This window comes from Aeromonas sp. WP2-W18-CRE-05 (assembly GCF_014168615.1).
Classification (GTDB): domain Bacteria; phylum Pseudomonadota; class Gammaproteobacteria; order Enterobacterales; family Aeromonadaceae; genus Aeromonas; species Aeromonas caviae.
Genome location: NZ_AP021917.1, coordinates 1,149,735 through 1,174,994, shown reverse-complemented (window position 1 = coordinate 1,174,994; position 25,260 = coordinate 1,149,735). Strand labels below are relative to the sequence as shown.

At 59.2% G+C, this 25,260-nt stretch carries 23 protein-coding genes; 6 read left to right on the top strand and 17 right to left on the bottom strand.

Annotation, left to right across the window (positions count from 1 at the left end; all coding sequences use genetic code 11):
- Positions 1-3: 3 nt before the first annotated feature.
- The 10 genes from H7R73_RS05820 to rpsB all read right to left on the bottom strand — a co-directional run bounded on the left by H7R73_RS05820 (position 4) and on the right by rpsB (position 10,722).
- On the bottom strand, positions 4-516 hold the full coding sequence (locus H7R73_RS05820; protein WP_029313943.1) for an OmpH family outer membrane protein: 513 nt from the start codon (positions 514-516) through the stop codon (positions 4-6).
- A 147-nt stretch (positions 517-663) separates the two neighbouring features.
- Positions 664-3,087: an outer membrane protein assembly factor BamA gene (gene bamA / locus H7R73_RS05815; protein ID WP_103255025.1), complete on the bottom strand. Its 2,424-nt coding sequence runs from the start codon at positions 3,085-3,087 to the stop codon at positions 664-666.
- A gap of 34 nt (positions 3,088-3,121) precedes the next feature.
- Complete coding sequence (gene rseP, locus H7R73_RS05810) at positions 3,122-4,474, bottom strand: sigma E protease regulator RseP (RefSeq protein WP_039039430.1); 1,353 nt, start codon at positions 4,472-4,474, stop codon at positions 3,122-3,124.
- A 76-nt stretch (positions 4,475-4,550) separates the two neighbouring features.
- Complete coding sequence (gene ispC / locus H7R73_RS05805) at positions 4,551-5,747, bottom strand: 1-deoxy-D-xylulose-5-phosphate reductoisomerase (protein WP_103260647.1); 1,197 nt, start codon at positions 5,745-5,747, stop codon at positions 4,551-4,553.
- A gap of 67 nt (positions 5,748-5,814) precedes the next feature.
- On the bottom strand, positions 5,815-6,672 hold the full coding sequence (locus H7R73_RS05800; protein WP_039039428.1) for a phosphatidate cytidylyltransferase: 858 nt from the start codon (positions 6,670-6,672) through the stop codon (positions 5,815-5,817).
- 27 nt (positions 6,673-6,699) lie between these two features.
- Entirely contained in the window at positions 6,700-7,476 is a 777-nt protein-coding gene (gene uppS, locus H7R73_RS05795; RefSeq protein ID WP_039039427.1) for a polyprenyl diphosphate synthase, read from the bottom strand.
- A 72-nt stretch (positions 7,477-7,548) separates the two neighbouring features.
- Positions 7,549-8,106, bottom strand: coding sequence for a ribosome recycling factor (gene frr / locus H7R73_RS05790; RefSeq protein ID WP_010673406.1), 558 nt, complete (start codon positions 8,104-8,106; stop codon positions 7,549-7,551).
- A 95-nt stretch (positions 8,107-8,201) separates the two neighbouring features.
- Positions 8,202-8,936: a UMP kinase gene (gene pyrH, locus H7R73_RS05785; protein WP_010673405.1), complete on the bottom strand. Its 735-nt coding sequence runs from the start codon at positions 8,934-8,936 to the stop codon at positions 8,202-8,204.
- A 71-nt stretch (positions 8,937-9,007) separates the two neighbouring features.
- Positions 9,008-9,889 (bottom strand): translation elongation factor Ts, encoded by an 882-nt coding sequence (gene tsf / locus H7R73_RS05780; protein ID WP_010673404.1) that lies wholly within the window; start codon positions 9,887-9,889, stop codon positions 9,008-9,010.
- Between the two features lie 104 nt (positions 9,890-9,993).
- A complete protein-coding gene (gene rpsB / locus H7R73_RS05775) occupies positions 9,994-10,722 on the bottom strand; it encodes a 30S ribosomal protein S2 (protein WP_010673403.1) in 729 nt (242 codons plus the stop codon).
- 358 nt (positions 10,723-11,080) lie between these two features.
- Here rpsB and map point away from each other — a divergent pair, with 358 nt between their 5' ends.
- From map to H7R73_RS05755, 4 genes are all read left to right on the top strand, one after another.
- Complete coding sequence (gene map, locus H7R73_RS05770; RefSeq protein WP_010673402.1) at positions 11,081-11,869, top strand: type I methionyl aminopeptidase; 789 nt, start codon at positions 11,081-11,083, stop codon at positions 11,867-11,869.
- A 64-nt stretch (positions 11,870-11,933) separates the two neighbouring features.
- Complete coding sequence (gene glnD / locus H7R73_RS05765) at positions 11,934-14,576, top strand: bifunctional uridylyltransferase/uridylyl-removing protein GlnD (RefSeq protein ID WP_103260648.1); 2,643 nt, start codon at positions 11,934-11,936, stop codon at positions 14,574-14,576.
- 178 nt (positions 14,577-14,754) lie between these two features.
- A complete protein-coding gene (gene dapD / locus H7R73_RS05760) occupies positions 14,755-15,582 on the top strand; it encodes a 2,3,4,5-tetrahydropyridine-2,6-dicarboxylate N-succinyltransferase (protein WP_010673400.1) in 828 nt (275 codons plus the stop codon).
- Between the two features lie 276 nt (positions 15,583-15,858).
- Positions 15,859-16,242: a DUF3461 family protein gene (locus H7R73_RS05755; RefSeq protein ID WP_039039426.1), complete on the top strand. Its 384-nt coding sequence runs from the start codon at positions 15,859-15,861 to the stop codon at positions 16,240-16,242.
- Positions 16,243-16,405: 163 nt separating this feature from the next.
- On the opposite strand, the gene ptsG is transcribed toward H7R73_RS05755, so the two are convergent.
- The 4 genes from ptsG to H7R73_RS05735 form a co-directional block, all read right to left on the bottom strand.
- Positions 16,406-17,839 carry a PTS glucose transporter subunit IIBC gene (ptsG, locus tag H7R73_RS05750; RefSeq protein WP_010673398.1) on the bottom strand — a complete coding sequence of 478 codons (1,434 nt, stop codon included), beginning with the start codon at positions 17,837-17,839 and terminating at the stop codon, positions 16,406-16,408.
- A 393-nt stretch (positions 17,840-18,232) separates the two neighbouring features.
- Positions 18,233-19,180 carry an IS30-like element ISAs2 family transposase gene (locus tag H7R73_RS05745; RefSeq protein WP_019706001.1) on the bottom strand — a complete coding sequence of 316 codons (948 nt, stop codon included), beginning with the start codon at positions 19,178-19,180 and terminating at the stop codon, positions 18,233-18,235.
- A gap of 175 nt (positions 19,181-19,355) precedes the next feature.
- On the bottom strand, positions 19,356-20,330 hold the full coding sequence (locus tag H7R73_RS05740; protein WP_182951558.1) for a MalM family protein: 975 nt from the start codon (positions 20,328-20,330) through the stop codon (positions 19,356-19,358).
- A 90-nt stretch (positions 20,331-20,420) separates the two neighbouring features.
- Positions 20,421-21,752: a maltoporin gene (locus H7R73_RS05735; protein ID WP_029313934.1), complete on the bottom strand. Its 1,332-nt coding sequence runs from the start codon at positions 21,750-21,752 to the stop codon at positions 20,421-20,423.
- A gap of 314 nt (positions 21,753-22,066) precedes the next feature.
- On the opposite strand from H7R73_RS05735, the gene H7R73_RS05730 reads away from it, so the two are divergent.
- On the top strand, positions 22,067-22,207 hold the full coding sequence (locus H7R73_RS05730; RefSeq protein ID WP_158657348.1) for a hypothetical protein: 141 nt from the start codon (positions 22,067-22,069) through the stop codon (positions 22,205-22,207).
- A gap of 71 nt (positions 22,208-22,278) precedes the next feature.
- On the opposite strand, the gene H7R73_RS05725 is transcribed toward H7R73_RS05730, so the two are convergent.
- The 3 genes from H7R73_RS05725 to H7R73_RS05715 all read right to left on the bottom strand — a co-directional run bounded on the left by H7R73_RS05725 (position 22,279) and on the right by H7R73_RS05715 (position 24,015).
- Complete coding sequence (locus tag H7R73_RS05725) at positions 22,279-22,719, bottom strand: flavodoxin (RefSeq protein ID WP_041214685.1); 441 nt, start codon at positions 22,717-22,719, stop codon at positions 22,279-22,281.
- A 184-nt stretch (positions 22,720-22,903) separates the two neighbouring features.
- Entirely contained in the window at positions 22,904-23,680 is a 777-nt protein-coding gene (gene truC / locus H7R73_RS05720) for a tRNA pseudouridine(65) synthase TruC (RefSeq protein WP_324046314.1), read from the bottom strand.
- Positions 23,680-24,015, bottom strand: a complete 336-nt coding sequence (locus tag H7R73_RS05715) for a YqcC family protein (RefSeq protein ID WP_010673392.1) — start codon at positions 24,013-24,015, stop codon at positions 23,680-23,682. Before H7R73_RS05715 ends, truC begins: the two co-directional genes overlap by 1 nt.
- A 197-nt stretch (positions 24,016-24,212) precedes the next feature.
- Between H7R73_RS05715 and H7R73_RS05710 the strand changes: the two genes are divergently transcribed.
- Positions 24,213-25,241 (top strand): DUF3549 family protein, encoded by a 1,029-nt coding sequence (locus tag H7R73_RS05710; RefSeq protein WP_103260650.1) that lies wholly within the window; start codon positions 24,213-24,215, stop codon positions 25,239-25,241.
- Positions 25,242-25,260: the final 19 nt, after the last annotated feature.

The following is a 25,260-nucleotide window of genomic DNA, read 5'->3' as shown; positions in this document are numbered from 1 at the left end:
CAATTAGTTGCTCTTGCTAACCTGAGAAATAACCTGGCCGGAGATGTCCAGCTTGCTGGCTGCATACGGGGCGGCGTTGCGCTCCAGCACCAGATCGTAGCCATTGCTCTTGGCGATGGCGTCGATGGCTGCCTGCACCTTGGTCAGGATCTTGTTGCGCTCTTCGGACTGACGGCGACCGTTGTCCTGTTCAAACGCCTGACGCTTCTGGTTGAACTCCATCTGCAGCTTGGCCAGCTTCTCCTGGCTCTGCTTCTTCTGTTCGGCGCTCATGAAGGCTTCGTCCTTCTTGAACTTCTCGACCAGTGCCTGACCGTCGGACTCCAGCTTCTGCAGTTCACGCATGCGCGGCTCGAACTCGCCCTTCAGCTTCTTGGCAACGGCTTCACGCTGGGGCAGCTTTTGGAAGACTTCGCCCATGTCGACCACGGCAATCTTGGTCTCAGCGAAGGCAGAACCCATGCCGGCAGCCATCAGTGCAAAGCTCAAACCAGCTACTTTCAACGCTTTATTCACACTTACTCCTTGGTCCCTCGGTCGAGGGCTACCTGATTTACCTGATTGTGCAAGCGATCCACGAGATCGTCTTGTTACCTGGTGAGGCACGCAAACGCGCGACCCATCATGCTTCCCCCCGCCATGGCGGGGGGGCGTCCGCTCCCCTTAGAAGGTACGGCCGATGTTGAAGGAGAAGACTTCGGTGTCGTCCCCTTCGTATTTCTTGATTGGTCTTGCCAACACGAACACCAGCGGGCCCATGGGAGAGAGCCACTGCAGCGACAGGCCGGTCGACATCCGGATGTTGCTCGGGTCGGAGTAGTCCATCAGATAGTTGCAACCACTGAAGCAACGGTTCTGATACTGGCTGTAGTCGAAGTGGGTATCCCACACGGAACCGGCGTCGATGAAGAAGCTGGTCCGCAGCTGGGGCTGATAGGTCTCGGAGGCAAAGGGCGTCGGCACGATCATTTCCAGCGAGGCCACCGCCAGGGCGTTGCCCCCGACCGAGCTGTCAGTGCCCTGGATGACGTCGTTGCCACCCAGGTTGTAGTAGTAGAGCGCCTTCGGACCCACGGTGTTGCTCTTGAAACCACGCAGGGTGTCGAAGCCACCGGCGTAGTAGTTCTCGAAGAACGGCAGGACGTGCTCGTAATCGCCATTGCTGCCGTAGCCGTCGCCGTAGGAGGCACGGGCCTTGGCCAGCATGACCCACTTGTGGTCGGCATCAAACGGGAAGTAGTGAGCATCTTCGGCGTTGAGCTTGAAGTACTGCAGATCCATGCCGGGCACCGTCACCTTGGCGTTCACCCGCTGACGATCACCCGCGGTCGGGAACTGACCCTTGTTGAGGGTGGAGCGGGTCCAGCCGGCGGTGACGTCCACGGTGTTGAACACCATGCGGTTGTCGCCATCCAGATTGCCGTTGTAGACCTTCCAGAACTCGTCCACCTGTACATAGGGGTTGGGCTGGGAGAGTTTGTTGTTCTCGTAGCCCAGGCTGAAGTCGAGACGGTTGTTCTCGTTGACCGGGAAGCCGCTGGAGAGACGGAAACCGACGGTGGTGTTCTCGTAGTCCACGATGTTGGCGTCGGCCGCACTGAACTTGTTGTAGTAGAGACGGCCGCCCAGGCTCACCCCGTCCACGGTGAAGTAGGGGTCGTTATAGCTCAGGTCGACGCTCTTGGAGTAGTCGTTGGTGCTGGCGTTGATGCCGATCTTCTTGCCGGTCCCCATGAAGTTGTCCTGCTGCAGACCCGCCTGCAGGCTCAGACCCGACTCGGTGCCGTAGCCGATACCGGCGTTGATGGACCCCGCCGGCTGCTCCTTGACCTTGAAGTCCAGATCGACCTGGTCATCGCTGCCCGGCACCCGCTTGGTGTCCACTTCCGCGGTCTCGAAGAAGCCGAGGCGGTTGAGACGGGTCTTGGACTGCTCGACGTTGTCGGAGGAGAGCCAGGTGCCCTCCATCTGGCGCATCTCGCGACGCAGCACTTCGTCCTTGGTGGTGACGTTGCCGCTGAAGTTGATGTTGCGCACATAGACCCGGGGACCCGGCTCCACGTTGACGATGAGCTCCACTTCCTTGGTCTGGTCGTTGATCTGGGGGAAGGTAACCACTTTCGGATAGGCGTAGCCGTAACGGCCGAGGAACTTGGAGAGCACCTCTTCGGTATGGGTTACCTGGCTGGCGGAGTAGACGCTGCCCGCCTCGATGGGGATGAGGCCCTTCATCTCGCCGCCGCGGTCGATGAGGTCACCCTTGAGCTGGATACCGGAAACCTTGTACTGCTCCCCTTCCTTGACGTTGAGGGTGACGTAAACGCCCTTCTTGTCCGGGGTCATGGAGACCTGGGTGGACTCCTGGGTGAAGCGGATGTAGCCGCGGTCCATGTAGTAGGAGCGCAGCACTTCGATGTCACCGGCCAGTTTCTGCTTCTGGTAGCGCTGATCGCCGGTGAAGTTCCACCAGGGCACGTCGTCCTTGAGGGAGAGCTGGGCCAGCAGCTTCTCTTCCGGGAAGACGTTGTTGCCGACGATGTTGATCTGCTGGATCTTGGCCGCTTCCCCTTCCACGAAGGTGAACTTGAGGTCGACCCGGTTGCGCGGCAGCGGGGTGACGATGGCCTTGACCTTGGCGGAGTACTTGCCCACGCCGTAGTAGAAATCTTCCAGCCCTTTCTCGAGGGAGCTCAGCACGGTGCGATCCAGCGGATCACCCACGCGGATCCCGGAGGATTCCAGGCTCTGGGTCAGTTGCTCTTCCTTGATATCCTTGTTGCCGGAGAACTCGATGCTGGAGATGGTCGGGCGCTCCTTGACCACCACTTGCAGCACCTGACCGTCGCGATAGACCTTGACGTCCTCGAAGTTGCCGGAGGCATAGAGCTTCTTGATGGCGTTCGCCAGGGACACGGAGTCGACGGAATCACCGACCCGCACCGGCAGATTCAACAGGGCGGCACCCAGGGTCACCCGCTGCAGGCCCTCGACCTGAATGTCTTGCACCACAAAAGAGGCCGGGGCAGCCTGAGCCAGGAAGCTGGCCCCCAGCAGGCAACTCAACACCAATGCTTTTTTAACAGCCATTTTGTTCTTATGTGTCCTTGTTGATGCTCTGGCCTCAGAGGCGAGCGAAATCATTAAACAGCGCAATGCCCATCAGTAACATCAGAATGGCGGCGCCTATCCTGAACCCAACTTCCTGAATTTTTTCCGATACCGGCTTGCCGGTGATCGCCTCGATGAGGAAATAGACCAGATGGCCACCATCGAGCACCGGCAGGGGGAACAGGTTGATGATCCCCAGGTTGACGCTGATGAGCGCCAGGAACCCGAGGAAATAGACCAACCCGTAATCGGCGCTGCTGCCGGCCCCCTTGGCGATGGAGATGGGGCCGCTCAGGTTGTCCAAAGAGACGATGCCACCGATCAGCTTGCCTATCATGTCGAAGGTCAGGGTGATCAGGCTCCAGGTCTTCTGGACCCCATGCCACAGGGCTTGCAAAGGCCCATACTGTAACAGAGTTCGATACTCATCCGGTAATGGAACCAGTTGCGGCGACAAGCCCACAAAACCGACCAGCTGGCCCTTCACTTTCTTCCCGTCCGGGGTCAGGGTCAGGGTCATCTCGCTTCCCCCGCGCTCCACCGTCACCTGCAGCGGCTGCGCCGGTGACTGCTGGACACGCTCGACAAACTGGGCCCATTCGGTGATGGCCTCTCCATCGACCCCCTTGATGCGATCCCCTATCTGAAGGCCGGCCTTCTCGCTGGCGCTCGACGGCACCACGGCTTCCACCACGGGCAGCACCTTGCCACCGAGGGGCACTATCCCGAGGCTGCCAATGGGAGACTCCTTGTCGGGGTCAAACTTCCAGCCTGCCAGCTGCAGGGTCTTGTCCACTGCATAGCTGGTGTTGGCCGCCTTGAGCTTGAGCTGGACCGAGTCATCGCCAAGGTGGCTGATGAGGGCGTAGGTGACGCTCTCCCAGTCACCGGTCTCCTCGCCGCCGACGCCGACGATCTCCATGCCTGGCAGGATGCCGGCCTCTGCCACGATGGAGGCGGGACGCACCTCGCCCACCACGGGTTTGACGCTCGGCACCCCTATCATGAACATCAGCCAGAAGGCGAACAGGGCGAACACGAAGTTCGCCATGGGGCCGGCCGCCACGATGGCCATCCGGGCCCAGACGCTCTTGTGGTTGAAGGCCTGCGCCTCCTCCCCCGGTTTGAGTTCATCGACCCGGCCATCCAGCATCTTGACGTAACCGCCAAGGGGGATCAGGGCCAGCACGTATTCGGTGCCATCCTTGCCAAGGCGACGCCAGATGGCCTTGCCAAAGCCGATGGAGAAGCGCTCCACCTTGACGCCGCAACGACGAGCCACCCAGAAGTGGCCAAATTCATGCACCGCCACCAGCAGCCCGAGGGCCACGATGAAGGCGCCGATATTCCACAGAAGCCCGCCCATCAGCCGCGTACCTCGCGGTCATGTCCAGTCCTGCGCTCGAGAGCATGGAGAGGGGCTGGCTGCCACCACAGTCCGTTCATACGGCAAGCTCCTTTATCAGTTGCTGGGCACGGGCTCGAGCCGTACCGTCCAGGGCGATGAGATCCGCCAGAGAGCCGGCAGCACTGCTGCCCAGCTCGGCCATGACGGATTCGTTGACTCTGGCAATATCCATAAATCCGATCCGCTCTGCAAGAAAAGCCGCGACGGCCTCCTCGTTGGCGGCATTGAGGGAGGTGGTCGCCCCCTGCCCCTGCTGGCACGCGCTCATGGCCAGCGCCAGACAGGGATAGCGCTCATAGTCGGGCCGGATAAAGCTGAACTCTCCGACACTGAAGAAATCCAAAGGTTCCACACCGGACTCGATCCGTTCCGGATAGGCCAGAGCGTGGGCAATGGGAGTACACATGTCCGGGTTGCCGAGCTGGGCCAGCACGGAGCCATCCTTGTACTGCACCATGGAGTGAATGACGGACTGGGGGTGGATCACCACCTGGATCTGCTCGGGGGCCGCATTGAACAGCCAGCGCGCCTCGATGTACTCCAGCCCCTTGTTCATCATGGTGGCGGAGTCCACCGAGATCTTGGCCCCCATGGACCAGTTGGGATGGGCAATGGCTTGCGCCGGGGTGACATGATGCAGTTCACCCACATCGGCATAGCGGAAAGGTCCGCCGGAGCCGGTCAGCAGGATCTTGCTGATCCCCGCCCCGGCCAGATCGCAGAAACCGGGCTGGCGCTGCACGTCGACCGGCAGGCACTGGAAGATGGCGTTGTGTTCGCTGTCGATGGGCAGCAGCTCGGCGCCGTGCTCGCGCACCGCCTCCATGAAGAAGGCTCCGGACATCACCAGCGCCTCCTTGTTGGCCAGCAGAATGCGCTTGCCGGCGCGCACGGCAGCCATGGTGGGTGCCAGACCCGCCGCACCGACAATGGCCGCCATCACGCTGTGGGCATCGGGGTGAGCAGCCACGTCGCACAGGGCTGCCTGACCGGACAACACCCGGGTGGTGCTGCCGTGAGCCTTGAGTCGACCGGCCAGATCGCTGGCGGCGGTCTCATCCACCATGACGGCGAAACGGGGAGAGAATTCGAGACAGTCTCGCACCATGGCATCCACGCTGCGGGCTGCAGTCAGCGCCAGCACCTGCCAGCGCCCGGGGTTGTGGCGCAGTACCTTGAGGGTGCTCTGACCGATGGAGCCTGACGCTCCCAGGATCACCAGGTTTTGCATCAAGACTCCTGATTGGGTAACAGACTGATGGAGCGGGACGCTCCCGGGATCATCAGTGCGCGAAACATCAAAACTCCGGACCGAGCAACAGGTAGCTGAGCAGGAAGACGGGCAGCGCCGCCGTCAGGCTGTCGATGCGATCGAGAATGCCCCCATGACCCGGCAACAGGGTGCCGGAATCCTTGATGCCGGCTTCCCGCTTGAACATGCTCTCGGCCAGATCGCCGAGCACGGAGGCCAGCACCGCCAGCAGGGAACAGAGCAGCACGGTGCCCATCTTGGCAGGCACGAAGCCCATGAACCAGGTCACGCCGATGGCCAGCAGGCTGGCGGTAAACAGCCCACCCAGCATGCCTTCGATGGTTTTACCCGGGCTCACGGCCGGCGCCAGCTTGTGTTTGCCGAACGCCTTGCCGAAAAAATACGCGCCAGAATCTGCCGCCCAGACCAGTCCCATCACGAACAGCAGGATCCAGGCCCCCATCATGGGGTCGTGATAGAAGTTGTAACCGCGAATGGCCACCAGGGACCAGAAGAAGGGAACCAGAGTCACCAGACCGAACAGGGATTTGAGCCAGATGGATTCACGCCACAGCCTGGCGCTTTGCGGGTAGCGCAGCACCAGCAGCAGCCCCAGCAGCCACCAGCTGACGGCAGTCCAGAGCACGCCCATCACCAGCGGATGCAGTTGGGGGATCCAGAGTTGCTCCACGGGCACCCAGAACAGGCTGGCCCCCAGCAGCAGACAGAACACCAGCGGCAACCACTGTTGCGGCTGGGCAGTGACGAAGGCACTCCACTCACGGCTGGCCAGCAAAAAGACCAGGGCGGCGAGCAGGGCAAAGAATTTCAACGGCAGAAAAAACAGCGCCCCCAACACCAGGGGTACTAGCAGTAATGCGGTAATAATTCGTTGTTTTAGCAAAAGAAACCTCTCTCTTGGGAGCGGGGTTTAGCCGGTCTGTTGCGCGGCGATCAATTCCCGGATCTGTTCACCCGTACACCCGAAGCGACGCTCGCGAGCAACGAAGGAGGCAACTGCCCCACTGAACTCGGCCTCGTCAAAATCGGGCCACAGGACCGGGGTAAAATAGAGTTCGGCATAGGCGAGCTGCCAAAGGACAAAGTTGCTGATGCGATGATCCCCGCCGGTGCGGATCAACAGATCCACGGGGGGCAGATCAGCCATGCAGACATGACGACCCAATGCCGCCTCATCGACCGCCTCGGCATCCAGTTCACCCGCCGCCACGGCCCGTGCCAGGGTCCGGGCCGCCTGGGCGATGTCCCACTGACCGCCATAGTTGGCGGCGATATTGAGGGTCAATCCCTGATTGTTGGCGGTCAGGGCCTCGGCCTTGGCGATCTTGGCCTGCAGCCGCTCGCTGAAGCGGGCAGTGTCGCCAATCACCCGAAGGCGAATGCCGTTGCTGTGCAACTTGCTCACCTCGCGACCCAGCACCGTCATGAACAACTCCATCAGGGCGTTTACTTCCCCTTCCGGACGGCGCCAGTTCTCGCTGGAAAACGCAAACAGGGTCAGCGCCTCCATCTTGGCACGGGCGGCAAAGGCCACGGCCTCACGCACGGATTTCACGCCCGCCTTGTGCCCGGAAACCCGCATCTTGCCGCGGTTCTGGGCCCAGCGACCATTGCCATCCATGATGATGGCGACGTGACGGGGCAAGGACGAGCTGGCGCTATCGCCTAGCGCTGCCAAAAGCGACATTCATTTCTCCCACAAAGACAAAAGCGCCGTGCAGGGGCACTACACGGCGCTCGTAATATACCTGTCGGAGGCTTAGATTTCCATTAGCTCCTTTTCCTTCACAACCAGGGCGTCATCCACCAGCTTGATGAAGGTATCGGTCAGCTTCTGGATCTCTTCCTGGGCGCGACGGTCGTCGTCTTCGGAGATCTCTTTCTCTTTCAGCAGGGCTTTCAGATCGGCGTTGGCATCGCGACGGATGTTGCGAATGGCAACCCGGGCACCTTCGGCTTCGGCACGGACGATCTTGGTCAGATCACGGCGACGCTCTTCGGTCAGCGGCGGCAGCGGCACGCGCAGAGTCTGGCCGTTGCTGGACGGGTTCAGGCCCAGATCGGAGGTCAGGATGGCTTTTTCCACCGCCTGGATCATGGAGCGATCGAAGATGGAGATGGAGAGAGTACGGGCATCTTCTGCCACCACGTTGGCCAACTGCTTCAGAGGAGTGGCAGCACCGTAATACTCCACCTGGATGCCGTCGAGCAGGCTCGGGTGAGCACGGCCGGTACGGATCTTGGACATCTGGGTCTTCAGCGACTCTACGCTTTTGCCCATGCGGTCCTTGGCGTCGTTTTTAATCTCGTTGATCACAGTGGTTTTCCTTTTGGCGAACGAGCCGACAGGCGGCTCGTATCTATCTTGTTGACTGGCGTAATGGACAAGCGAGCCTGGGGCTCACACTTGCCTTACTTGCTGGCCTGGTGGATCAGGGTACCTTCCGGCTCACCCATGATCACGCGGCGCAGCGCGCCCGGTTTGTTCATGTTGAACACCCGGATCGGCAGATCGTGGTCGCGGGCCAGGGTAAAAGCAGCAAGATCCATCACTTTGAGTTCTTTTTCAAGAACTTCATCATAACTCAGTTCCTGATAGAGCACGGCATCCGGGTTCTTGACCGGGTCATCGGTGAACACGCCATCGACCTTGGTGGCTTTCAGCACGACGTCGGCTTCGATCTCGATACCGCGCAGGCAGGCTGCCGAGTCGGTGGTAAAGAAGGGGTTGCCGGTACCAGCAGAGAAGATCACCACCTTGCCGGCGCGCAGCTGGCTGATGGCTTCGGCCCAGCTGTAGGAGTCGCAGACCCCTTGCAGGGAGATGGCCGACATCAGGCGGGCATTCACATAAGCACGATGCAGGGCATCACGCATGGCCAGGCCGTTCATGACGGTCGCCAGCATGCCCATGTGGTCACCCACCACGCGATTCATGCCTGCCTTGGCAAGGCCGGCACCACGGAACAGGTTGCCGCCACCGATGACCAGACCGACCTGAACACCCAGCTCAACCAGCTCTTTGATCTCTTGGGCCATCCGTTCCAGCACCGCCGGATCAATGCCGAAACCCTCGGATCCTTGCAGGGCTTCACCACTCAACTTCAGAAGAACACGTCTGTATGCAGGCTTGGGATTGGTACTCATGTCACTGATTCCTGGTCATATAAAGACCGCGACATAAGTCGCGGTCTGGGGAAACGGAAAAACCGGTTCGATTAGGCCTTCTGAGCGGCCGCGATCTGGGCTGCTACTTCAGCAGCGAAGTCGGTCTCTTGCTTCTCGATGCCTTCGCCCACTTCGAAACGGGTGAAGGAAACAACGTCAGCGCCTTCTTTCTTCAGCAGCTCGGCAACGGTCATGGAAGGATCTTTCACGAACGGTTGACCAGTCAGGGAAACCTCACCGGTGAACTTCTTCATGCGGCCTTCAACCATCTTCTCGGCGATCTCTTTCGGCTTGCCGGAGTTGATGGCGATGTCGATCTGGATTTCGCGCTCTTTGGCAACGACTTCAGCAGACACGTCTTCCGGTTTGACGAATTGCGGGCTGTTGGCAGCAACGTGCATGGCCAGATCTTTGGCCAGCTCGTCGGTACCGCCAACCAGCTTGGTGATAACACCGATGCGGGAGCCGTGAACGTAGGTGCCCAGGTTGTCACCTTCAACCAGCATCACGCGACGCAGGTTCATGTTCTCACCGATCTTGGCGATCAGGTTGGTGATGGTCAGCTCGACGGACTCGCCGTTGCCGAAATCGGCGGCTTTCAGCGCGTCAACGTCAGCGATTTTCTGGGTAGCAGCGATCTCGACGATCTTCTGACCCATGGCCAGGAAACCGGCATCCTTGGAAACGAAGTCAGTCTCGCAGTTCAGCTCGATCATGACGGCAACGTTGCCTTCGGTACGGGCGAAGATCACACCTTCAGCGGCGATACGGCCAGCTTTCTTGGCGGCCTTGGCCTGACCGGATTTACGCATGTTCTCGATAGCCAGCTCGATATCACCGTTGGCTTCTTCCAGCGCTTTTTTGCAATCCATCATGCCAGCGGCGGTGCGCTCGCGCAGTTCTTTTACCAGGGCGGCAGAAATGTTTGCCATGTCCAGTATCCTCGGTCTTGAATTGACAAGAAACAGGGGCCACAAGGGCCCCTGCTAACCAATTACATCAGCTTGGTTAATAAGGGCTTTTCAGTCCTTATCAATTACTCAGCTTCAACGAAGCCATCTTGTTCGGCTTGAACAACGATGTCCTGCTCGCGGGCTTCCAGAACGGTGTCAGCAGCAGCGTTCAGGTACAGCTGTACGGCACGGATAGCGTCGTCGTTACCCGGGATGACATAGTCAACGCCGTCCGGGTTGGAGTTGGTATCAACGATGGAAACTACCGGGATACCCAGGTTGTTGGCTTCTTTGATAGCGATGTGCTCGTGGTCGGCATCGACAACGAACAGAACGTCAGGCAGGCCGCCCATGTTCTTGATACCACCCAGGCTCTTCTCCAGCTTTTCCATTTCGCGAGTACGCATCAGCGCCTCTTTCTTGGTCAGCTTGTCGAAGGTACCGTCTTCGCTCTGGGTTTCCAGATCTTTCAGGCGCTTGATGGACTGACGAACGGTTTTCCAGTTGGTCAGCATGCCGCCCAGCCAGCGGTGGTTAACATAGAACTGGTCGCAACGCTCAGCGGCTTCTTTGACGGCTTCAGACGCGGCACGCTTGGTACCTACGAACAGTACCTTGCCTTTCTTGGCAGCTACGGAGCTGATGAAGTTCATGGCATCGTCAAACATCGGAACGGTTTTTTCCAGGTTGATGATGTGAACTTTGCTGCGGGCGCCGAAGATGTAGGACTTCATTTTCGGGTTCCAGTAACGAGTCTGGTGACCGAAGTGAACGCCGGCTTGCAGCATGTCGCGCATAGAAACTTTAGCCATTTTATACCTCTGTATTGGGGTTAGGCCTCCACACATCCCATATAACCGACCCGTTAAGGCACCCCGGCATATGTGTCGATGTGTGTGTGTTGTTGAGTAAGGGTGATGGCATGAGGACACGAGTTCCCCATTCCGGCGCGCTTTATACCATAACTTTGGTCATGACACCACCAGCCCGGGTGCTAAAAATGGATCCCGGACCATGGTGCGACCGCCTGATGACGTTGCGATGACGATCACACTGGAAGTAAACGGGGGTTGGGGATAAAATTTCGCCCTGATTGCAAACGCATCTATTTTTCATTACCTGGTTGTTGGGCATCGGCAGGATGCGCAATCAGGCCCCAAGAGAGATCCCATGTCCATTAAAATCAAGACACCGGAAGAGATTGAAAAAATGCGTGTCGCCGGCCAGCTGGCCGCCGACGTGCTGGTCATGATCGCCCCCCACGTCAAGGCGGGCGTCACCACAGACGAACTGAATACCCTCTGCCACGATTACATCGTCGACGTGCAACAGGCCATCCCCGCGCCGCTCAATTACCACGGCTTCCCCAAGTCCATCTGTACTTCGGTGAACGATGTCATCTGCCATGGCATCCCGAACCACAAGAAACTGCGGGAAGGGGACATCATCAATCTGGATATCACCGTCATCAAGGATGGTTATCACGGCGATACCTCCGCCATGTTCATCGTGGGCCAGACCACCCCCCTGCGTCGCCAGCTCTGCAAGGTGGCCCAGGATAGCCTCTATGCCGCCATCAAGCGGGTGCGCCCGGGCATGTGCATCACCGAGATCGGCGCCGTCATCCAGCCCATCGTCGAGCAGGCAGGCTTCTCCGTGGTACGCGACTACTGCGGTCATGGCATCGGTGCCGAGTTCCACGAAGAGCCGCAGATCCTCCACTACCGCAACGGCGGCAAGCTGGAGCTGAAAGCGGGCATGTGCTTCACCATCGAGCCCATGGTCAACAGCAAGAAGTACCACTGCAAGGTCAATCCGAAGGATGGCTGGACCGTCACCACCAAGGACGGCGGCGACTCCGCCCAGTGGGAGCACACCCTGCTGGTGACCGAGGATGGCTGCGAGGTCCTGACCCTGCGCCCCGACGACACTATCGAGCGTTTTATCCGCCACGTTTGACATTCAACCCCGGCCGCGCGCCGGGGTTGCTCTTTACCCGGCCCGACCGAGAGTGTGACATGCCATGGATGCCAGCCTGCTTTCTCCCCATCTGCTCCCAGACGATCAGCTCACCCGTGACAACTGCAAGGAGTACCTGAGCCGCTTTCTCGCCTGGCTGCACGAGCGCTTCGACGCCGGTGACAACATCATCGAACTGGTGGCCACCCGCTCCGAATACATGGACGCGCTGCTGACCAGGCTCTGGCACAAGTTCGGCTTCGACAGGACCGAGCTCACCCTGATCGCGGTAGGCGGCTATGGCCGCGGCGAACTCCATCCCCACTCCGATATCGACCTGCTGATCCTCTACGAAGGAGATGCACTGGACGAGGTGCTGGGGCTTCGCATCGGCGAGTTCATCACCCTCTTGTGGGATCTCAAGCTGGAAGTGGGGCAGTCGGTGCGCAACGTGGCCGAGTGCATCGAGCAGGGCCGCAACGACATCACGGTTGCCACCAACCTCATCGAGGCCCGTTACATCACGGGTCGCCTGGCGGGATTCGAGCAGTTGCAGGCGGCCACCCAGCCCCAGCACTTCTGGCCGAGCGAAGCCTTTTTTCGTGCCAAACGCGAAGAGCAGGCTCTGCGCCACCAGCAGTTTCTCGGCACCGCCTACAAGCTGGAGCCGGATCTCAAGAACAATCCCGGGGGGCTTCGCGACATCCAGACCCTGGCCTGGGTCGCCCGCCGCCACTTCGGCGCCACCACCCTGTTCGAGATGACCAGCCACGGTTTTCTCAACCGGGCCGAGTACCGGGAATTGCTCGACTGCCAGAACTTCCTGTGGAAGGTGCGCTTCGCCCTGCACATGGCCATCAACAAGGGGGATAACCGCCTCTTGTTCGACCGCCAGCGTACCGTGGCCCAGATGCTGGGGTTCGAGGGGGAAGGAAACGGCCCGGTCGAGCAGATGATGAAGCGCTTCTACCAGACGGTGCGGCGGGTGGCCGAGCTCAACGAGATGCTGCTGCAACTGTTTGACGAGGCCATTCTCGGCAACACCGCCATGGACGTGCGCCGCATCAGCGACGAATTCCAGCTGCGCGGCCGCCTCATCGATGCGGTGGACTCCGAGCTGTTCGGCCGGGATCCTGCCGCCATCCTGCGACTCTTCTACCAGATAGCCCAGCACCCGGAGATTGCCGGCATCCACTCCGCCACCTTGCGCCAGTTGCGCGAGGCCAGACGCACCCTCAACTGCTGGCTGCAAGATCTACCCGAGTGCCGCCGTCTCTTCATGGCGCTCCTGCGCCACCCCAACGGCATCGGCCAGCCGCTCACCCTGATGCACAAGTACGGGATCCTCGCGGCCTACCTGCCCCAGTGGAACCTCATCGTCGGCCAGATGCAGTTCGACATGTTCCACGCCTACACGGTGGACGAGCACACCCATCGGCTGCTGCAGAACATCCATCGCTTCCCGAATCCAGCCAGCCGCCAGACTCACCCGCTCTGCCACGAGGTGTTCACCCAGTTGCGCAAGCCCGAGCTGCTCAGCATCGCCGCCCTCTTCCACGACATCGCCAAGGGCAGGCGCGGCGATCACTCCGAACTCGGGGCCGTGGATGCGCTGGAATTTTGCCAGTTGCACGGGCTGGATCGCTACGAGAGCCGACTGGTCGCCTGGCTGGTGCGCCACCATCTGCTGATGTCGGTCACCGCCCAGCGCCGCGACATCTACGACCCGGACGTGGTCACCGACTTCGCCCAGAAGGTGCGGGATGAATTGCACCTCGACCTGCTCTATTGCCTGACCGTGGCCGACATCTGTGCCACCAACGACAGTCTGTGGAACGACTGGAAGGGCACCCTGCTGCGCGAACTCTACTTCGCCACCCAGAAGGCCCTGCGCCAGGGGTTGGAAAACCCGCCGGACATGCGCCTCAAGATCCGTGAAAACCAGCGCCAGGCCAGGCAGATCCTGACCCAGCGCGAGGTGCCACAGGAGGCGGTCACCGCCCTCTGGAACGACTTCAAGGCCGATTACTTCCTGCGCCACAGCCCGGAGCAGATCGCCTGGCACTGCCGCAAGATCATCGCCCACGGTGACAACCCGGCCCCCCTGGTGCTCATCGGCAAGCATCCCATACGGGGCGGTAGCGAGGTGTTCATCTATTGCCGCGATACCCCCAACCTCTTTGCCACCGTGGCCTCGGCACTGGATCAGAAGAACCTCAGCATCCACGACGCCCAGATCATGAATTCGCGCAACGACTACGTGCTCGACACCTTCATCGTGCTGGAACCGAACGGCGAGCCAATCAGCCCCAATCGTACCGCCACCATCAAGAAGGCGCTGGAGAAAGCCCTTCAGGAGCCGGGCAAGCTGGTACTGCGCAGCAAGCCCCTGTCCAGACGCCACCGCCAGTTCAGCGTGCCGACCAGGGTGGTTTTCCTGCCCCACAAGGGGGAAAACCGCCACACCCTGCTGGAGCTGACAGCCCTGGATACCCCGGGCCTGCTGGCCCGTATCGGTGCCGTGTTCCAGCAGTGCGGCCTCTCCCTCCATGCCGCCAAGATCACCACCATCGGTGAGCGGGTGGAGGACTTCTTCAGCCTCACCACCCTGGCCGGAGAGCCGCTGAACCCGGAGGAGCAGCAGGCCCTCGAGGAGAGGCTGGTCAATCAGCTCAACCCCCAGGAACCGCTTGGCGAGAGTGCCTGACACGCTAGGATGAAGCCTCGAAAGAGGCTTTTTGACGTATTGATTCCTCAATCAGAACAAATGGTTGGACCACTCAAGTACAATAAATCGCTCTGATTCTGAAGAAATCGGCGAGAGCCCTTAAAAACGATTGGAAAAGTGTGATACAACAAACAGAATTTTATAAAGGAAACCTGTCATGACCCAGTTGCAACAGACCATCGAAGCGGCCTTCGAGCGCCGTGACTCCATCACCCCCGGCTCCGTCGATGCCGCCACCAAGGCAGCCATTCTGGAAGCCATCGACCTGCTGGACTCCGGCAAAGCCCGGGTTGCCGAGAAGATTGCCGGCGAGTGGGTCGTCCACCAGTGGCTGAAGAAGGCCGTGCTGCTCTCCTTCCGCATCAACGACAACGGCATCATCAAGGGCGACGATGCCCAGTACTACGACAAGGTTCCCCTGAAGTTCTCCAACTACACCGAAGAGCAGTTCAAGGCTGCCGGTGTACGCGTCGTGCCGCCCGCGACCGCGCGCAAAGGCTCCTTCATCGCCCCGAACACAGTGCTGATGCCCTCCTACGTCAACATCGGCGCCTTCGTCGATGAAGGCACCATGGTCGACACCTGGGCCACCGTGGGCTCCTGCGCCCAGATCGGCAAGAATGTGCACCTCTCCGGCGGCGTCGGCATCGGCGGCGTACTGGAGCCACTGCAGGCCAACCCGACCATCATCGAAGACAACTGCTTCATCGGTGCCCGTTCCGAGGTGGTTGAAGGGGTGATCGTCGAGGAGGGCTCCGTCATCTCCATGGGGGTCTTCATCGGCCAGTCCACCCGCATCTATGACCGCGAAACCGGTGAAATCCACTACGGCCGCGTCCCGGCCGGCTCCGTGGTCGTTTCCGGCTCCCTGCCCTCCAAGTGCGGCAAGTACAGCCTCTACGCCGCCGTCATCGTCAAGAAGGTGGATGCCAAGACCCGCGCCAAGGTCGGCATCAACGCCCTGCTGCGCTCCATTGACGAGTAATCCACGCCGATGTCATCAAGGGCACCTCTGGTGCCCTTTTTCATGCCCGCTCTCATGGGTGGGCGCCAACTCCCCCCTGCCCCACCAGCACTGCACACCCCCATGAGACGATACCGCTTATGGCAGTGCTGGCAAGGCGTTCACCCCTCCCCTTGGCTCATTGATTAAAGAAGACCTTTTTGACACCAATTTGAATTTGGCGCGCCTGTCACAGGCAAGGCGTCCGGACTCGGGTAAGATAGAGGGGTCAGGATCGTTTCAAACCAAGGAAGCCCGATGTACGAGAATCTCAAGAGCCTGGGGATCCAGGAACCCACCTCGGTGGACAGCTACACCCTGCGCCAGGAAGCCAACCACGACATCCTCAAGATCTATTTCAAGAAGCAGAAGGGTGAATTCTTCGCCAAGAGCGTCAAATTCAAATACCCTCGCCAGCGCAAGACCATGCTGGTCGACTCGGGGACCCATGAGTACAAGGATGTCACCGAGATCAACGCCAACCTCAAATACGTGGTGGATGAGCTGGACAATCTGACCCAGGGCGGCCAGCCTTCCGCCGATCCGGACATCAAGCAGAAAATACTGCGCGACTTGCGTCATCTGGAAAAAGTGGTGCAGAACAAGATCAGCGAGATAGAACGGGATCTCGAAAAGCTTTAAGCCGGTCTGATGCAGCAAAGGCGCCCAGGGGCGCCTTTTTCATTGGGTCACACCATGCTGGCGCCGTCAGGAAAGCCCCCGCACATGCCCCGCCACCAAACGCAACCCAGCAAAAAGGGAGGCTTGTGCCTCCCTTTTCGGAACTCGGGTATCGGAGCGACAATCAGTTGCTCTTCATCCAGATGTCCATTTCAGTTTTCAGGTTGTCGGACTTGGTGCCGAAGATGGCTTGTACACCGGAACCCGCCACCACCACACCGGCGGCACCCAGCTTCTTCAGACCAGCCTGGTCAACCTTGGCCACATCCTTCACACCGACACGCAGACGGGTGATGCAGGCGTCCAGAGAGGCGATGTTCTCTTTGCCACCGAAGGCGGAGACCAGTGCAGCAGACATCTCGTCCTTGCTTTGACCGGCAGAGGACTCTTGAGCGGCTTCGTCTTCACGACCCGGGGTTTTCAGGTTCATGGCACGGATGACCACGGTGAAGACCACGTAGTAGATGACCGCGTAGACCAGACCCAGACCCACCAGCAGCAGCATGTTGTCGGCACGCGGAGATTGCACCACGAAGTCGATGAAGCCGTTGGAGAAGGTGTGACCGTGAACGACACCCAGCATGTTGGTCAGGACATAGGCCAGACCTGCCAGCAGAGCGTGGATGGCGTACAGTACCGGGGCCACGAACAGGAAGGAGAATTCGATAGGCTCGGTGATACCGGTCAGGAAGGAGGTCAGGGCAGCAGAAGCCATGATACCTACGATCTTGGCGCGGTTTTCCGGCTTGGCGGAGTGCGCAATGGCAAACGCGGCAGCAGGCAGACCGAACATCTTGAACAGGTAGCCACCCGCCAGTTGACCGAAGCCGTTACCGGCAGCACGGGAAGCGTCATCAGCAGTCAGGAAGCAGGTCATGATGCCGTGTACGGTTTCACCGGCGGCGTTGACGCATGTACCAGCCTGATAGAAGAACGGCACGTTCCAGATGTGGTGCAGACCGAACGGGATCAGGGAGCGCTCAACCACGCCGTAGATGCCGAAGGCCAGGACCGGGTTCTGGTTGGCAGCCCAGTCGGAGAAGGCACCGATGGCACCACCAATCGGCGGCCAGATGAAGGAGAGCACGACACCCAGACCGATGGAAACAAAACCGGTGATGATGGGCACGGCGCGCTTGCCAGCGAAGAAGCCGAGGTACTCTGGCAGCTGGATCTTGTAGAAGCGGTTGAACGCCCAGGCAGCCACGCCACCGGCGAGGATACCACCCAGCACACCGGTATCGATCTTCTCGACACCCATCACAGGCGCCATCACAGTCAGGGTGGCGGTCATGATGCCGTAGCCGACGATGGCGGACAGGCCGGAAACACCGTCGTTATTGGTGAAGCCAAGGGCGACGCCCACGGCGAACAGCAGAGCCATCTGGCCGAATACGGAACCACCGGCCTGCTCCATCAGTTGGGAGACGATTTCCGGCAACCAGCTGAAGTGGGCAGCCCCCACCCCCAGCAGAATACCTGCAACGGGCAAGACCGATACGGGCAGCATCAGCGCCTTACCGACCTTTTGCAGATTAGAGAAAGCATTTTTTAACATGTGTGCGCTCCTGAATGGATTTTTTTCCGACAACGACTCAGGGCAGTTTATTGATGACGATGTGCTTCATCCGTCACTGCGCCAAATGCGTTTTCCGGGTTGCTTATTTTGACCAGCAGAATATAACCCAGCGGGGGTGGAAATGCCTCTGTCGGAAACAAGGGAATAATAAATTTGGAGGAGAGATCACAAGATAATAAATAAGCAGAGAGGGGACTATCTTGAATATTATTTCGTATTGTTATAGCTTCGCCGCAAAAAGAAATAAACCACTTCAAAATAAATCACAAAGAAACCAAATAATACTCAACGATACTTACTGTAACCAAATGTAACTTATTGCGGATTTATATTATCCAGTCCGCGAATTCAACTTCGAAGTGCGACACTCGCCTATGCCGCCTGACGGTACTCTTCGAATACCTTGACAGGCTGCCTGAATCCGAGACATTTCCGAGGTCGTAGGTTGAGCCACTGCTCCGCTCTCCTGACATCCTCGTCCGTGACCTCTCTCAGGTCTGTTCCCTTTGGGATAAACTGCCTCAACAGCCCATTGCTGTTCTCGTTCAGACCGCGCTCCCACGAAGAGTAAGGGTGCGCAAAGTAAGTCTCGGCACCCAGCGCTTCCTCTATCGCCTTGTGTTCGGCAAACTCGCCGCCGTTGTCAAAGGTGATGGTATGCACCTGCTCGATGTAGGGCGTTAACATCTCGATTATCGCATCCCGCACCACCCCAGCCTGTTTGCTCGCGACCCGCTTGACCAGATAGAGCCGGCTCTTGCGCTCCACCAGGGTGACCAGTGCACCTGTGCCTTGCTTGCCCAGCACCGTGTCCGCCTCCCAATCACCGAGCCGCTCCCGGCTATCGACGATAGCCGGCCGTTCATCAATAGAGCGGGCTTCCTTGATGGGAGAACGCAGGCTGCTCGCCCCCTTGCGGTAGCGCTTGTGGCCCTGGCGCAGATGGCGGTACAACTGGCCACCCCGGGCTTTGTCGGCGGCCACATGGCGGTATATCCACTCGTGACTCACCATGAGGCCTATCTGCTTGCCCACCGCGCTTATCTGCTCCGGGCTCCACCACCAGGCGAGTGTCAGCTCGACAAACTGGATGACATCGGCAGATAGCCGAGATTTGGCCGCACTGGCCCGTCGGTGGGTGGCGTGCTGATGCGCATTGTCTGGCTGGTAGCCCTGCGGCCCGGCGTTACGACGCAGCTCCCGGTAGAGGGTGGAGCGATGAACGCCAATGGCGCGTGCGGTGGCAAGGATGGACATCCCCTGTGCGCGAAGCACCGATAACTGGTATCGTTGCCCCTCGGTCAACTGCTGATAGCTCATGGTGATACTGCTTTTACTTTGGCGAGCAGAAGGGTACCACCAATCAGCAGTTGGCCACCTCTCGCCATTCATCCATGAGTGTCGCACTTATTATCTGAATTCCCGGTCTACCGATTAAAAAGGCCTCCAACAAGGGAGGCCTCCAATAAATATCGATTTTAATAAACCGAGATATTTAGTTCTTCTGTGAACGTTTCACTGCATCAATAAAGACCGATTTCGCCTTGGTTGAACCGGCACGCTCGGCTTCATTCACGAGTTGCATCGCCTTGTCGATGTCACCGGCCTTCACCGCTTTCTCGATCTGGGCGTTGTAGAAGCTCTCGGTCTCGCTCAGCATGGCGGGAGCCGGTTTGCTCGGCGCTGCGGCAACGGCTGCCGTGGTGGCCGCCGTCGCAGCCACGGCAGTGGTAGCAGGCTTGGCCTGGCTCATCGCCACCTTGTCGGCGTATTCAGGCTTGAACACGGCTTCCAGGCCTTGTCCCTTGGCCATGTCCGTGACCTTTATCTGTACCAGACCCCAGGGCGAATGCGGGATCACGGGGTCCTTGATATCCGGCTCGACCGTGCCGTTGGCACGGGCAAAGGCCTTCGCGGGGTGCAAGATGGTGGTGCTGCCCGCCGTCTCGTTGGCCGGCGCATAGACCACCATATAGGTTTCAGTGGCGGGATTGCCCGGCATGCTGCGGTCCACGAACACACGCCCCTCAATCCTGTCGTTGTCGAGCAGGTGGGCTGGTTGATAGGCAAAGACCGACTCACCCAGCACGCGAGTCACCTTGAACTGGGCATCCAGCATGATCACCTTGGGAACCAGGACCGTCTTGCTGACCTGGGAGGCCAGGGTGATGGCCAGATTGCCGGTATTGGCCGGCAGACGATAAGCGGCAAAATAGCTCATGCCCTCGTCAAACTGATAACTGGGCTGCTTGCCGTCGATGGCCAGCAGCGTCTCGCCTTCCGGCAGGGAGACATAATTGAATTCGTTGAACCCTGTGCAACAACTGGTTGCCTGGGAGAGCACCTGCTTGGCCTGATCGGCATTACTCAGAATGGAGGCGTGCTCCTGCACGGGCACTACCATGCTACCGGAACAACCGGCCAACAGCGCGGTAACCACGGCCGCGATAGACATCTTTACCAGTTTCATTCTTCTTATCTCCATAACCCGGTTGCCAAATCCTGCTAAACAAAACTGCCCCCATAAGGGGGCAGTGACTAACTTAACTGAAGATATTGCTTACCACCAGGCTTCTGCTTGTACGCCGAAGTTCCAAGTGTCATCGGATGTACCACCATTGAACGCATTACCCTTCATATCCTGCTTGTCTTGGGCAAGGTAAGAGGCAAACACGCGGATCTCCGGGCGAGCCCAGAAGCTGGAACCGGCAGACCAGGCCTGCGCCAGAGTCAGCTTGTAACCAGAATCCTCAAGGGAAGAACCATTGGTGGACTTGTTCTTGTCCTTGAAGTAACCGCCTTCAAAGATGGTCTTGTTGAAGTCATCCCACTTGTACATCGGGCGAGCAACGACGGACATGGTTTCCCATTTGTCATTGCCAACCCACATCTCGTTGCCTACCCCATAAACCAGCTGGTGACCCATTTCCCAGGAGTTGCCCATTGGGATCACACCGTGGTTGATGAAGCGGAAACCATCGGCACCATCCTTGGCCTCGGCACCGTACCAGGAGCCGTCACCCCAGAAGGCAAACGCCTTGGAATAGCCTTCGGTACCGTACTGCAGCACTGTCTTGTTGAAGCCACCGAAGATGCCTTGGGTAAGCTCGGCGGTGAGCATGACACCATCTTTGGCATTCTTATACTGAGGATTGGTCGAATCTTTTTGGGCGTCGGATGGATTGGCAATCGCATAATCTACGCCAACTTCCAGTGAACCGTCTTGCCACAGCGGGATGCCGGCATAACGCAGATCCAGCGTGTTGACATTCATTTCATCATTGTATGTCCAACCATCACCCGTACCACTGCGGTCGTTGCGAACCCAAGCAAAGGAAACCTTGCCAGGACCGGCCTGGATGCCTTCGATACCGGCACCGGCACCGGAGATGTTCCAGTAGTAGAAGTCAGATATGTGGACGTCATGGCGTTGGTAGTAGCGCTTACCGGCCCAGAGGGTGGCTTCCGGCGCGAAGCCCAGCAGCCCCTTGGCTTGTACGTTGAACTGACGCAGAGCAAAAGTAGCGTCTTCCTTATTTTCACATCCGTCCAATGTAGAGCCATCGGCAGAGGTGCATTGGAATCGAGACTCAGTGGACTCCCAGTCATTAGACCCATTGGATGTCATTGCAACCATGGAGTCCACATAGAAGGTTTTACCGTCTTTGTTGAAAACCTCAGAACCCAGCTGGATTTCGCCATAGGTATCCGCTTCATTACCCAGACGACCAACTTTCTGTTTTGCATTATCTGACAGACCAGTCTGCATGCTTCCATCCTCGGAAACACCGACACCGGAACGGAAGTAGCCGTGGAAATCAACGGCGAAGGCGGCTTGGGAAGCCAGGGCTGCGGTTACTGCTGCAGCGATCGGGAGCCACTTTGCTTTCATTTTCATTTTCCTTATTCCCGCTGAGAGGAGTGTGATCCTGATATTCAAGTTCTTATCACCGGAAAAACGTTTTGGTGATAACCGAGGTCGATTATAGGTACCCAAATTCCCTGCAAACGTGAGCTGATTCACAAAACGATGACAAATCGCACGCCGCCAACAATCACGGCAACAACAGCTCAGTAAACTTGAGTTTTCTGACCAAAATCTCCAGCAATGAGCAAAAACAAGAAAACAAACACCAAAGAAAGCGCTTTCAAATATTAATTTGCGACGAGAGTTAAGTGATAAATCCGTATCGCAGTAGCAAAAACATGACTGAAATCGCTTTCAATGCGGAACTTTTAATTTTTCAATTTGTCGTGGGTGATGATGAATATGGCCAACCGGTTATCATCATTGGCGAGAAAAATAACCAGACGAAAGAGAGGATATATTTGGGGGCTGAGGCGTGACGCCCCAAAAATAAAACACCCCCGTCAGCACACTCACGGAGGTGAATTTATTCTCGGGGAGAAGGGTCTGGCTACAGTCTATTTTCCCAGGTTTTCAACCAGGCCAGCGCCGCCACTTCAGGCTCATCTTCTACCGTCGCATCGATTTCTAGGTGCACAACCAGTGGCTCGGCAGCCAGCTCCTGCAACAGGGCATCCAGCGTTCGCCCCGCTCCGCAGAAGTGTTCATAGCTGCTGTCTCCCATGGCGATGAGGGCATAGCGCCATCCCTTCATATAAGGAGCACGATCGGCCAGGGCACTGGCAAAGGGCTGCAAATTGGGCGGTATATCCCCCTGCCCCGTGGTGGCGGTCACGATGAGCAGAAAGCGGGAGGCATCGATGTCGGTCAGCGCCGCGTCATCGAAGATCTGGCAGACATGGCCATTGGCTTGCAGGTGATCAGAGAGGGTCTCGGCCACCAGCATGGCAGAGCCGTAGACGGTGCCGACCAGGATGTCGATCTCGGCCATCAGCGACTCCTCAGGGACAGACATTGGGCCCGGCAAGACCGGGATGGGTAGGAAGAGCCCCCCTGAACGGACGGGGGGCACGCGATTGCGCAGGCGATATCTCGTTGAGCCATAAGTCATTCCTCTGACGTACCTGGGCTACAGCATGCCACAGCCCGGTCAGAGGCAACAGATGGAAAGAGGCTCAGGCGCCGTAGTCTTGCTCGCTGGCAGGCCAGCCCAGACGGGCGAACAGACCCAGCACCTCGGGGCCCAGGGGCGCCTGGATCCGCATCGGCACCTTGAGCACCGGATGCTCGAAGCTCAGACGGTGCGCGATGAGCAGCAGGCGGTCGCACCCGTAGTGCTCGCGAAAGAAGCGGTTGTGCCGGCCATCCCCGTGGGTGGTATCACCGACGATGGGGTGGAACAGGTGATCCAGATGGCGGCGCAGCTGGTGCTTGCGCCCCGTCTTGGGAAAGAGGCGGACCAGGCTGTAGCGACTGGTGGGATGCTTCTTGGAGACGGCGAAGGGCAGCTCGACCTGATGCAGACGACGAAACGCGGTCACCGCCTCCTGGGCGGGGCGATCCGGGTCGCTGAAGGCATCGGCAATCTTGTCCAGCTGCTCCTTGAGCGGATAGTCGATGAGCCCCTCTTCGGGGGCCCATCCCCGCACCAGTGCCAGGTACTCCTTGTGGACCTGACGGGCAGCAAAGGCCTCGGTCAGGGTACGGGCCACGGCAGGATCGAGAGCAAACAGCAGCACACCCGAAGTGGGCCTGTCCAGTCGGTGCACGGGGTAGACATGACGACCCCCGATCAGATCACGGGTCATCTGCATGGCGAAACGGGTCTCGGCCTTGTCGAGCCAACTGCGGTGCACCAGGAGACCGGACGGTTTGTTCACCGCCACCAGCCAGTCATCCTGATAGAGCAGAGTCGGCTGCAAGGCATCCGCTGTCCGGGTCTGCTCGTCCATCATTGTTCGACCACTTTGCCGGAGAGCAGCAGATCGAAACGGGCGATCAGACGAAGCAGGGCCTCGACCTCCGCCAGCTCCTCTTTATAGACCTCACTCGCCATGGGATAGAGGGAGACGCTGGTCGGCAGCGGAGCCTGCAGCAACACCAGCTGCTCCATGCGCGGGATCAGCACGAACTGCAGCCACTGATCGAAACTCAGGGTATCGACACAGAACGGCAGCTCGCTTGCCAGCGCCTCGCTCCCCGGATGATCGGCTTGCCAGCGTTCCAGACGTTGCAACTCGGCAGTCAGCTCTCCCAGCAGACCGGCAACCAGCAGATATTGATTCATCTCGCTCACTTCCTCATCGCGGGCCCGGTCTTCGACGGGGCCCCACTCAATACGGCCATCAAAAAGGGGCGCTACTATACACCGACCCCGCAATGGCTGCCATGATGCCGTCACCTTCATCCCCTGCATCACCGCCTCTGGCTATCTGGTGCAGCCCCCTTATAATCGCCCGCATTATCTTCAAGCGGGATCTCTTCATGTCTTCCATCAACACCCTGACCGAGTTTCTGACCCAGGCCGATACCCAGTTCCAGCTGTTCGATCTGGGCCGCCAGGTGCGCCCGCTCCCCAGCGACCTCTTCGTGCGCATCGAGCAGCAGCAGGAGCCCTACCCCTGGCCGTTGCAGCAGCACGCCTGGCTCGGCGTGCACTTCTTCCAGCCCACCGAATCCAGGCACTACCTCTGGTTCCTCAAGTTCGCCCTCGATGAACGCGGCCTGCTCATCTCCAGCGGCCCCAAGCATTTCATGGATCAGGTGGTAGAGACTCTGGGCTACAAGCTCACTGGTGAACTGGACGAAGAGAAGGCCAAGCGTCTGGCGGACAACCCCTACACCTTCCGTCCGGCCGAGGCCAAGATGGCCAGTGTGCACGCCAAACTGGCCCGCCAGCTGGAACAAGCCCCTTCCGCTTACTACGAGGCCCTCTGCCACTATCTGGCGGCGCCGGGGGAAGAGGGGTGGCAGGCCCTGGGACTGCAAGGGTTTGCAGATCTCGCGGAGCGGCTGCAGGTTGAACGCAACCTGGCACTGGTCTGCAAGGCCTTGCCCATGCTGCCGCAGGCCCCTCTTTACGCCCTGTGCCAGAGCCTGGAGAACGCCCCCCTGCCTCCTGCCCTGCAAGGCGCATTGCTGGAGCGCATCGGCAAGGAGCAGGAGTGCGCCGAGCCTGACCCCGAAACCCTGGCCTATCTGTGCCGGGCACTGGCCTCCTGCCCGGGCAACGGACTGCGCACCAACAAGCTGCTGACCCTGCTGCAAACCCGGCCAAGCCCGGCCCTGCTCCTCGCCATCGCTGGCCGCCTCTGGCCCGATCTGAAACACCCCGAACTGCTCGGCCTGTTTCTGGAGCAGCTCGCCCTGCAACCCACCCAGTTCTTCAACCAGGTATTTGCCGAGCTCGTCACGCTACCGGCCTTGCGCAATGATATGCTGGCAAAACTGCGTGACCCCGAACGCAGCGAGGCCCTGGGTCTGGCCATCGGTCGCCTGTTCGCTGCCACCTAGGCCCGGCACGACGGCCCTG

Bases quoted from the DNA above. Each gene is read 5' to 3' on its own strand.
- bamA (WP_103255025.1), bottom strand. From the start codon at position 3,087: ATGGCTGTTAAAAAAGCATTGGTGTTGAGTTGCCTGCTGGGGGCCAGC.
- rseP (WP_039039430.1), bottom strand. From the start codon at position 4,474: ATGGGCGGGCTTCTGTGGAATATCGGCGCCTTCATCGTGGCCCTCGGG.
- ispC (WP_103260647.1), bottom strand. From the start codon at position 5,747: ATGCAAAACCTGGTGATCCTGGGAGCGTCAGGCTCCATCGGTCAGAGC.
- uppS (WP_039039427.1), bottom strand. From the start codon at position 7,476: ATGTCGCTTTTGGCAGCGCTAGGCGATAGCGCCAGCTCGTCCTTGCCC.
- pyrH (WP_010673405.1), bottom strand. From the start codon at position 8,936: ATGAGTACCAATCCCAAGCCTGCATACAGACGTGTTCTTCTGAAGTTG.
- tsf (WP_010673404.1), bottom strand. From the start codon at position 9,889: ATGGCAAACATTTCTGCCGCCCTGGTAAAAGAACTGCGCGAGCGCACC.
- rpsB (WP_010673403.1), bottom strand. From the start codon at position 10,722: ATGGCTAAAGTTTCTATGCGCGACATGCTGCAAGCCGGCGTTCACTTC.
- map (WP_010673402.1), top strand. From the start codon at position 11,081: ATGTCCATTAAAATCAAGACACCGGAAGAGATTGAAAAAATGCGTGTC.
- glnD (WP_103260648.1), top strand. From the start codon at position 11,934: ATGGATGCCAGCCTGCTTTCTCCCCATCTGCTCCCAGACGATCAGCTC.
- dapD (WP_010673400.1), top strand. From the start codon at position 14,755: ATGACCCAGTTGCAACAGACCATCGAAGCGGCCTTCGAGCGCCGTGAC.
- H7R73_RS05755 (WP_039039426.1), top strand. From the start codon at position 15,859: ATGTACGAGAATCTCAAGAGCCTGGGGATCCAGGAACCCACCTCGGTG.
- ptsG (WP_010673398.1), bottom strand. From the start codon at position 17,839: ATGTTAAAAAATGCTTTCTCTAATCTGCAAAAGGTCGGTAAGGCGCTG.
- H7R73_RS05745 (WP_019706001.1), bottom strand. From the start codon at position 19,180: ATGAGCTATCAGCAGTTGACCGAGGGGCAACGATACCAGTTATCGGTG.
- H7R73_RS05740 (WP_182951558.1), bottom strand. From the start codon at position 20,330: ATGAAACTGGTAAAGATGTCTATCGCGGCCGTGGTTACCGCGCTGTTG.
- H7R73_RS05735 (WP_029313934.1), bottom strand. From the start codon at position 21,752: ATGAAAGCAAAGTGGCTCCCGATCGCTGCAGCAGTAACCGCAGCCCTG.
- H7R73_RS05730 (WP_158657348.1), top strand. From the start codon at position 22,067: ATGACTGAAATCGCTTTCAATGCGGAACTTTTAATTTTTCAATTTGTC.
- H7R73_RS05725 (WP_041214685.1), bottom strand. From the start codon at position 22,719: ATGGCCGAGATCGACATCCTGGTCGGCACCGTCTACGGCTCTGCCATG.
- truC (WP_324046314.1), bottom strand. From the start codon at position 23,680: ATGGACGAGCAGACCCGGACAGCGGATGCCTTGCAGCCGACTCTGCTC.
- H7R73_RS05715 (WP_010673392.1), bottom strand. From the start codon at position 24,015: ATGAATCAATATCTGCTGGTTGCCGGTCTGCTGGGAGAGCTGACTGCC.
- H7R73_RS05710 (WP_103260650.1), top strand. From the start codon at position 24,213: ATGTCTTCCATCAACACCCTGACCGAGTTTCTGACCCAGGCCGATACC.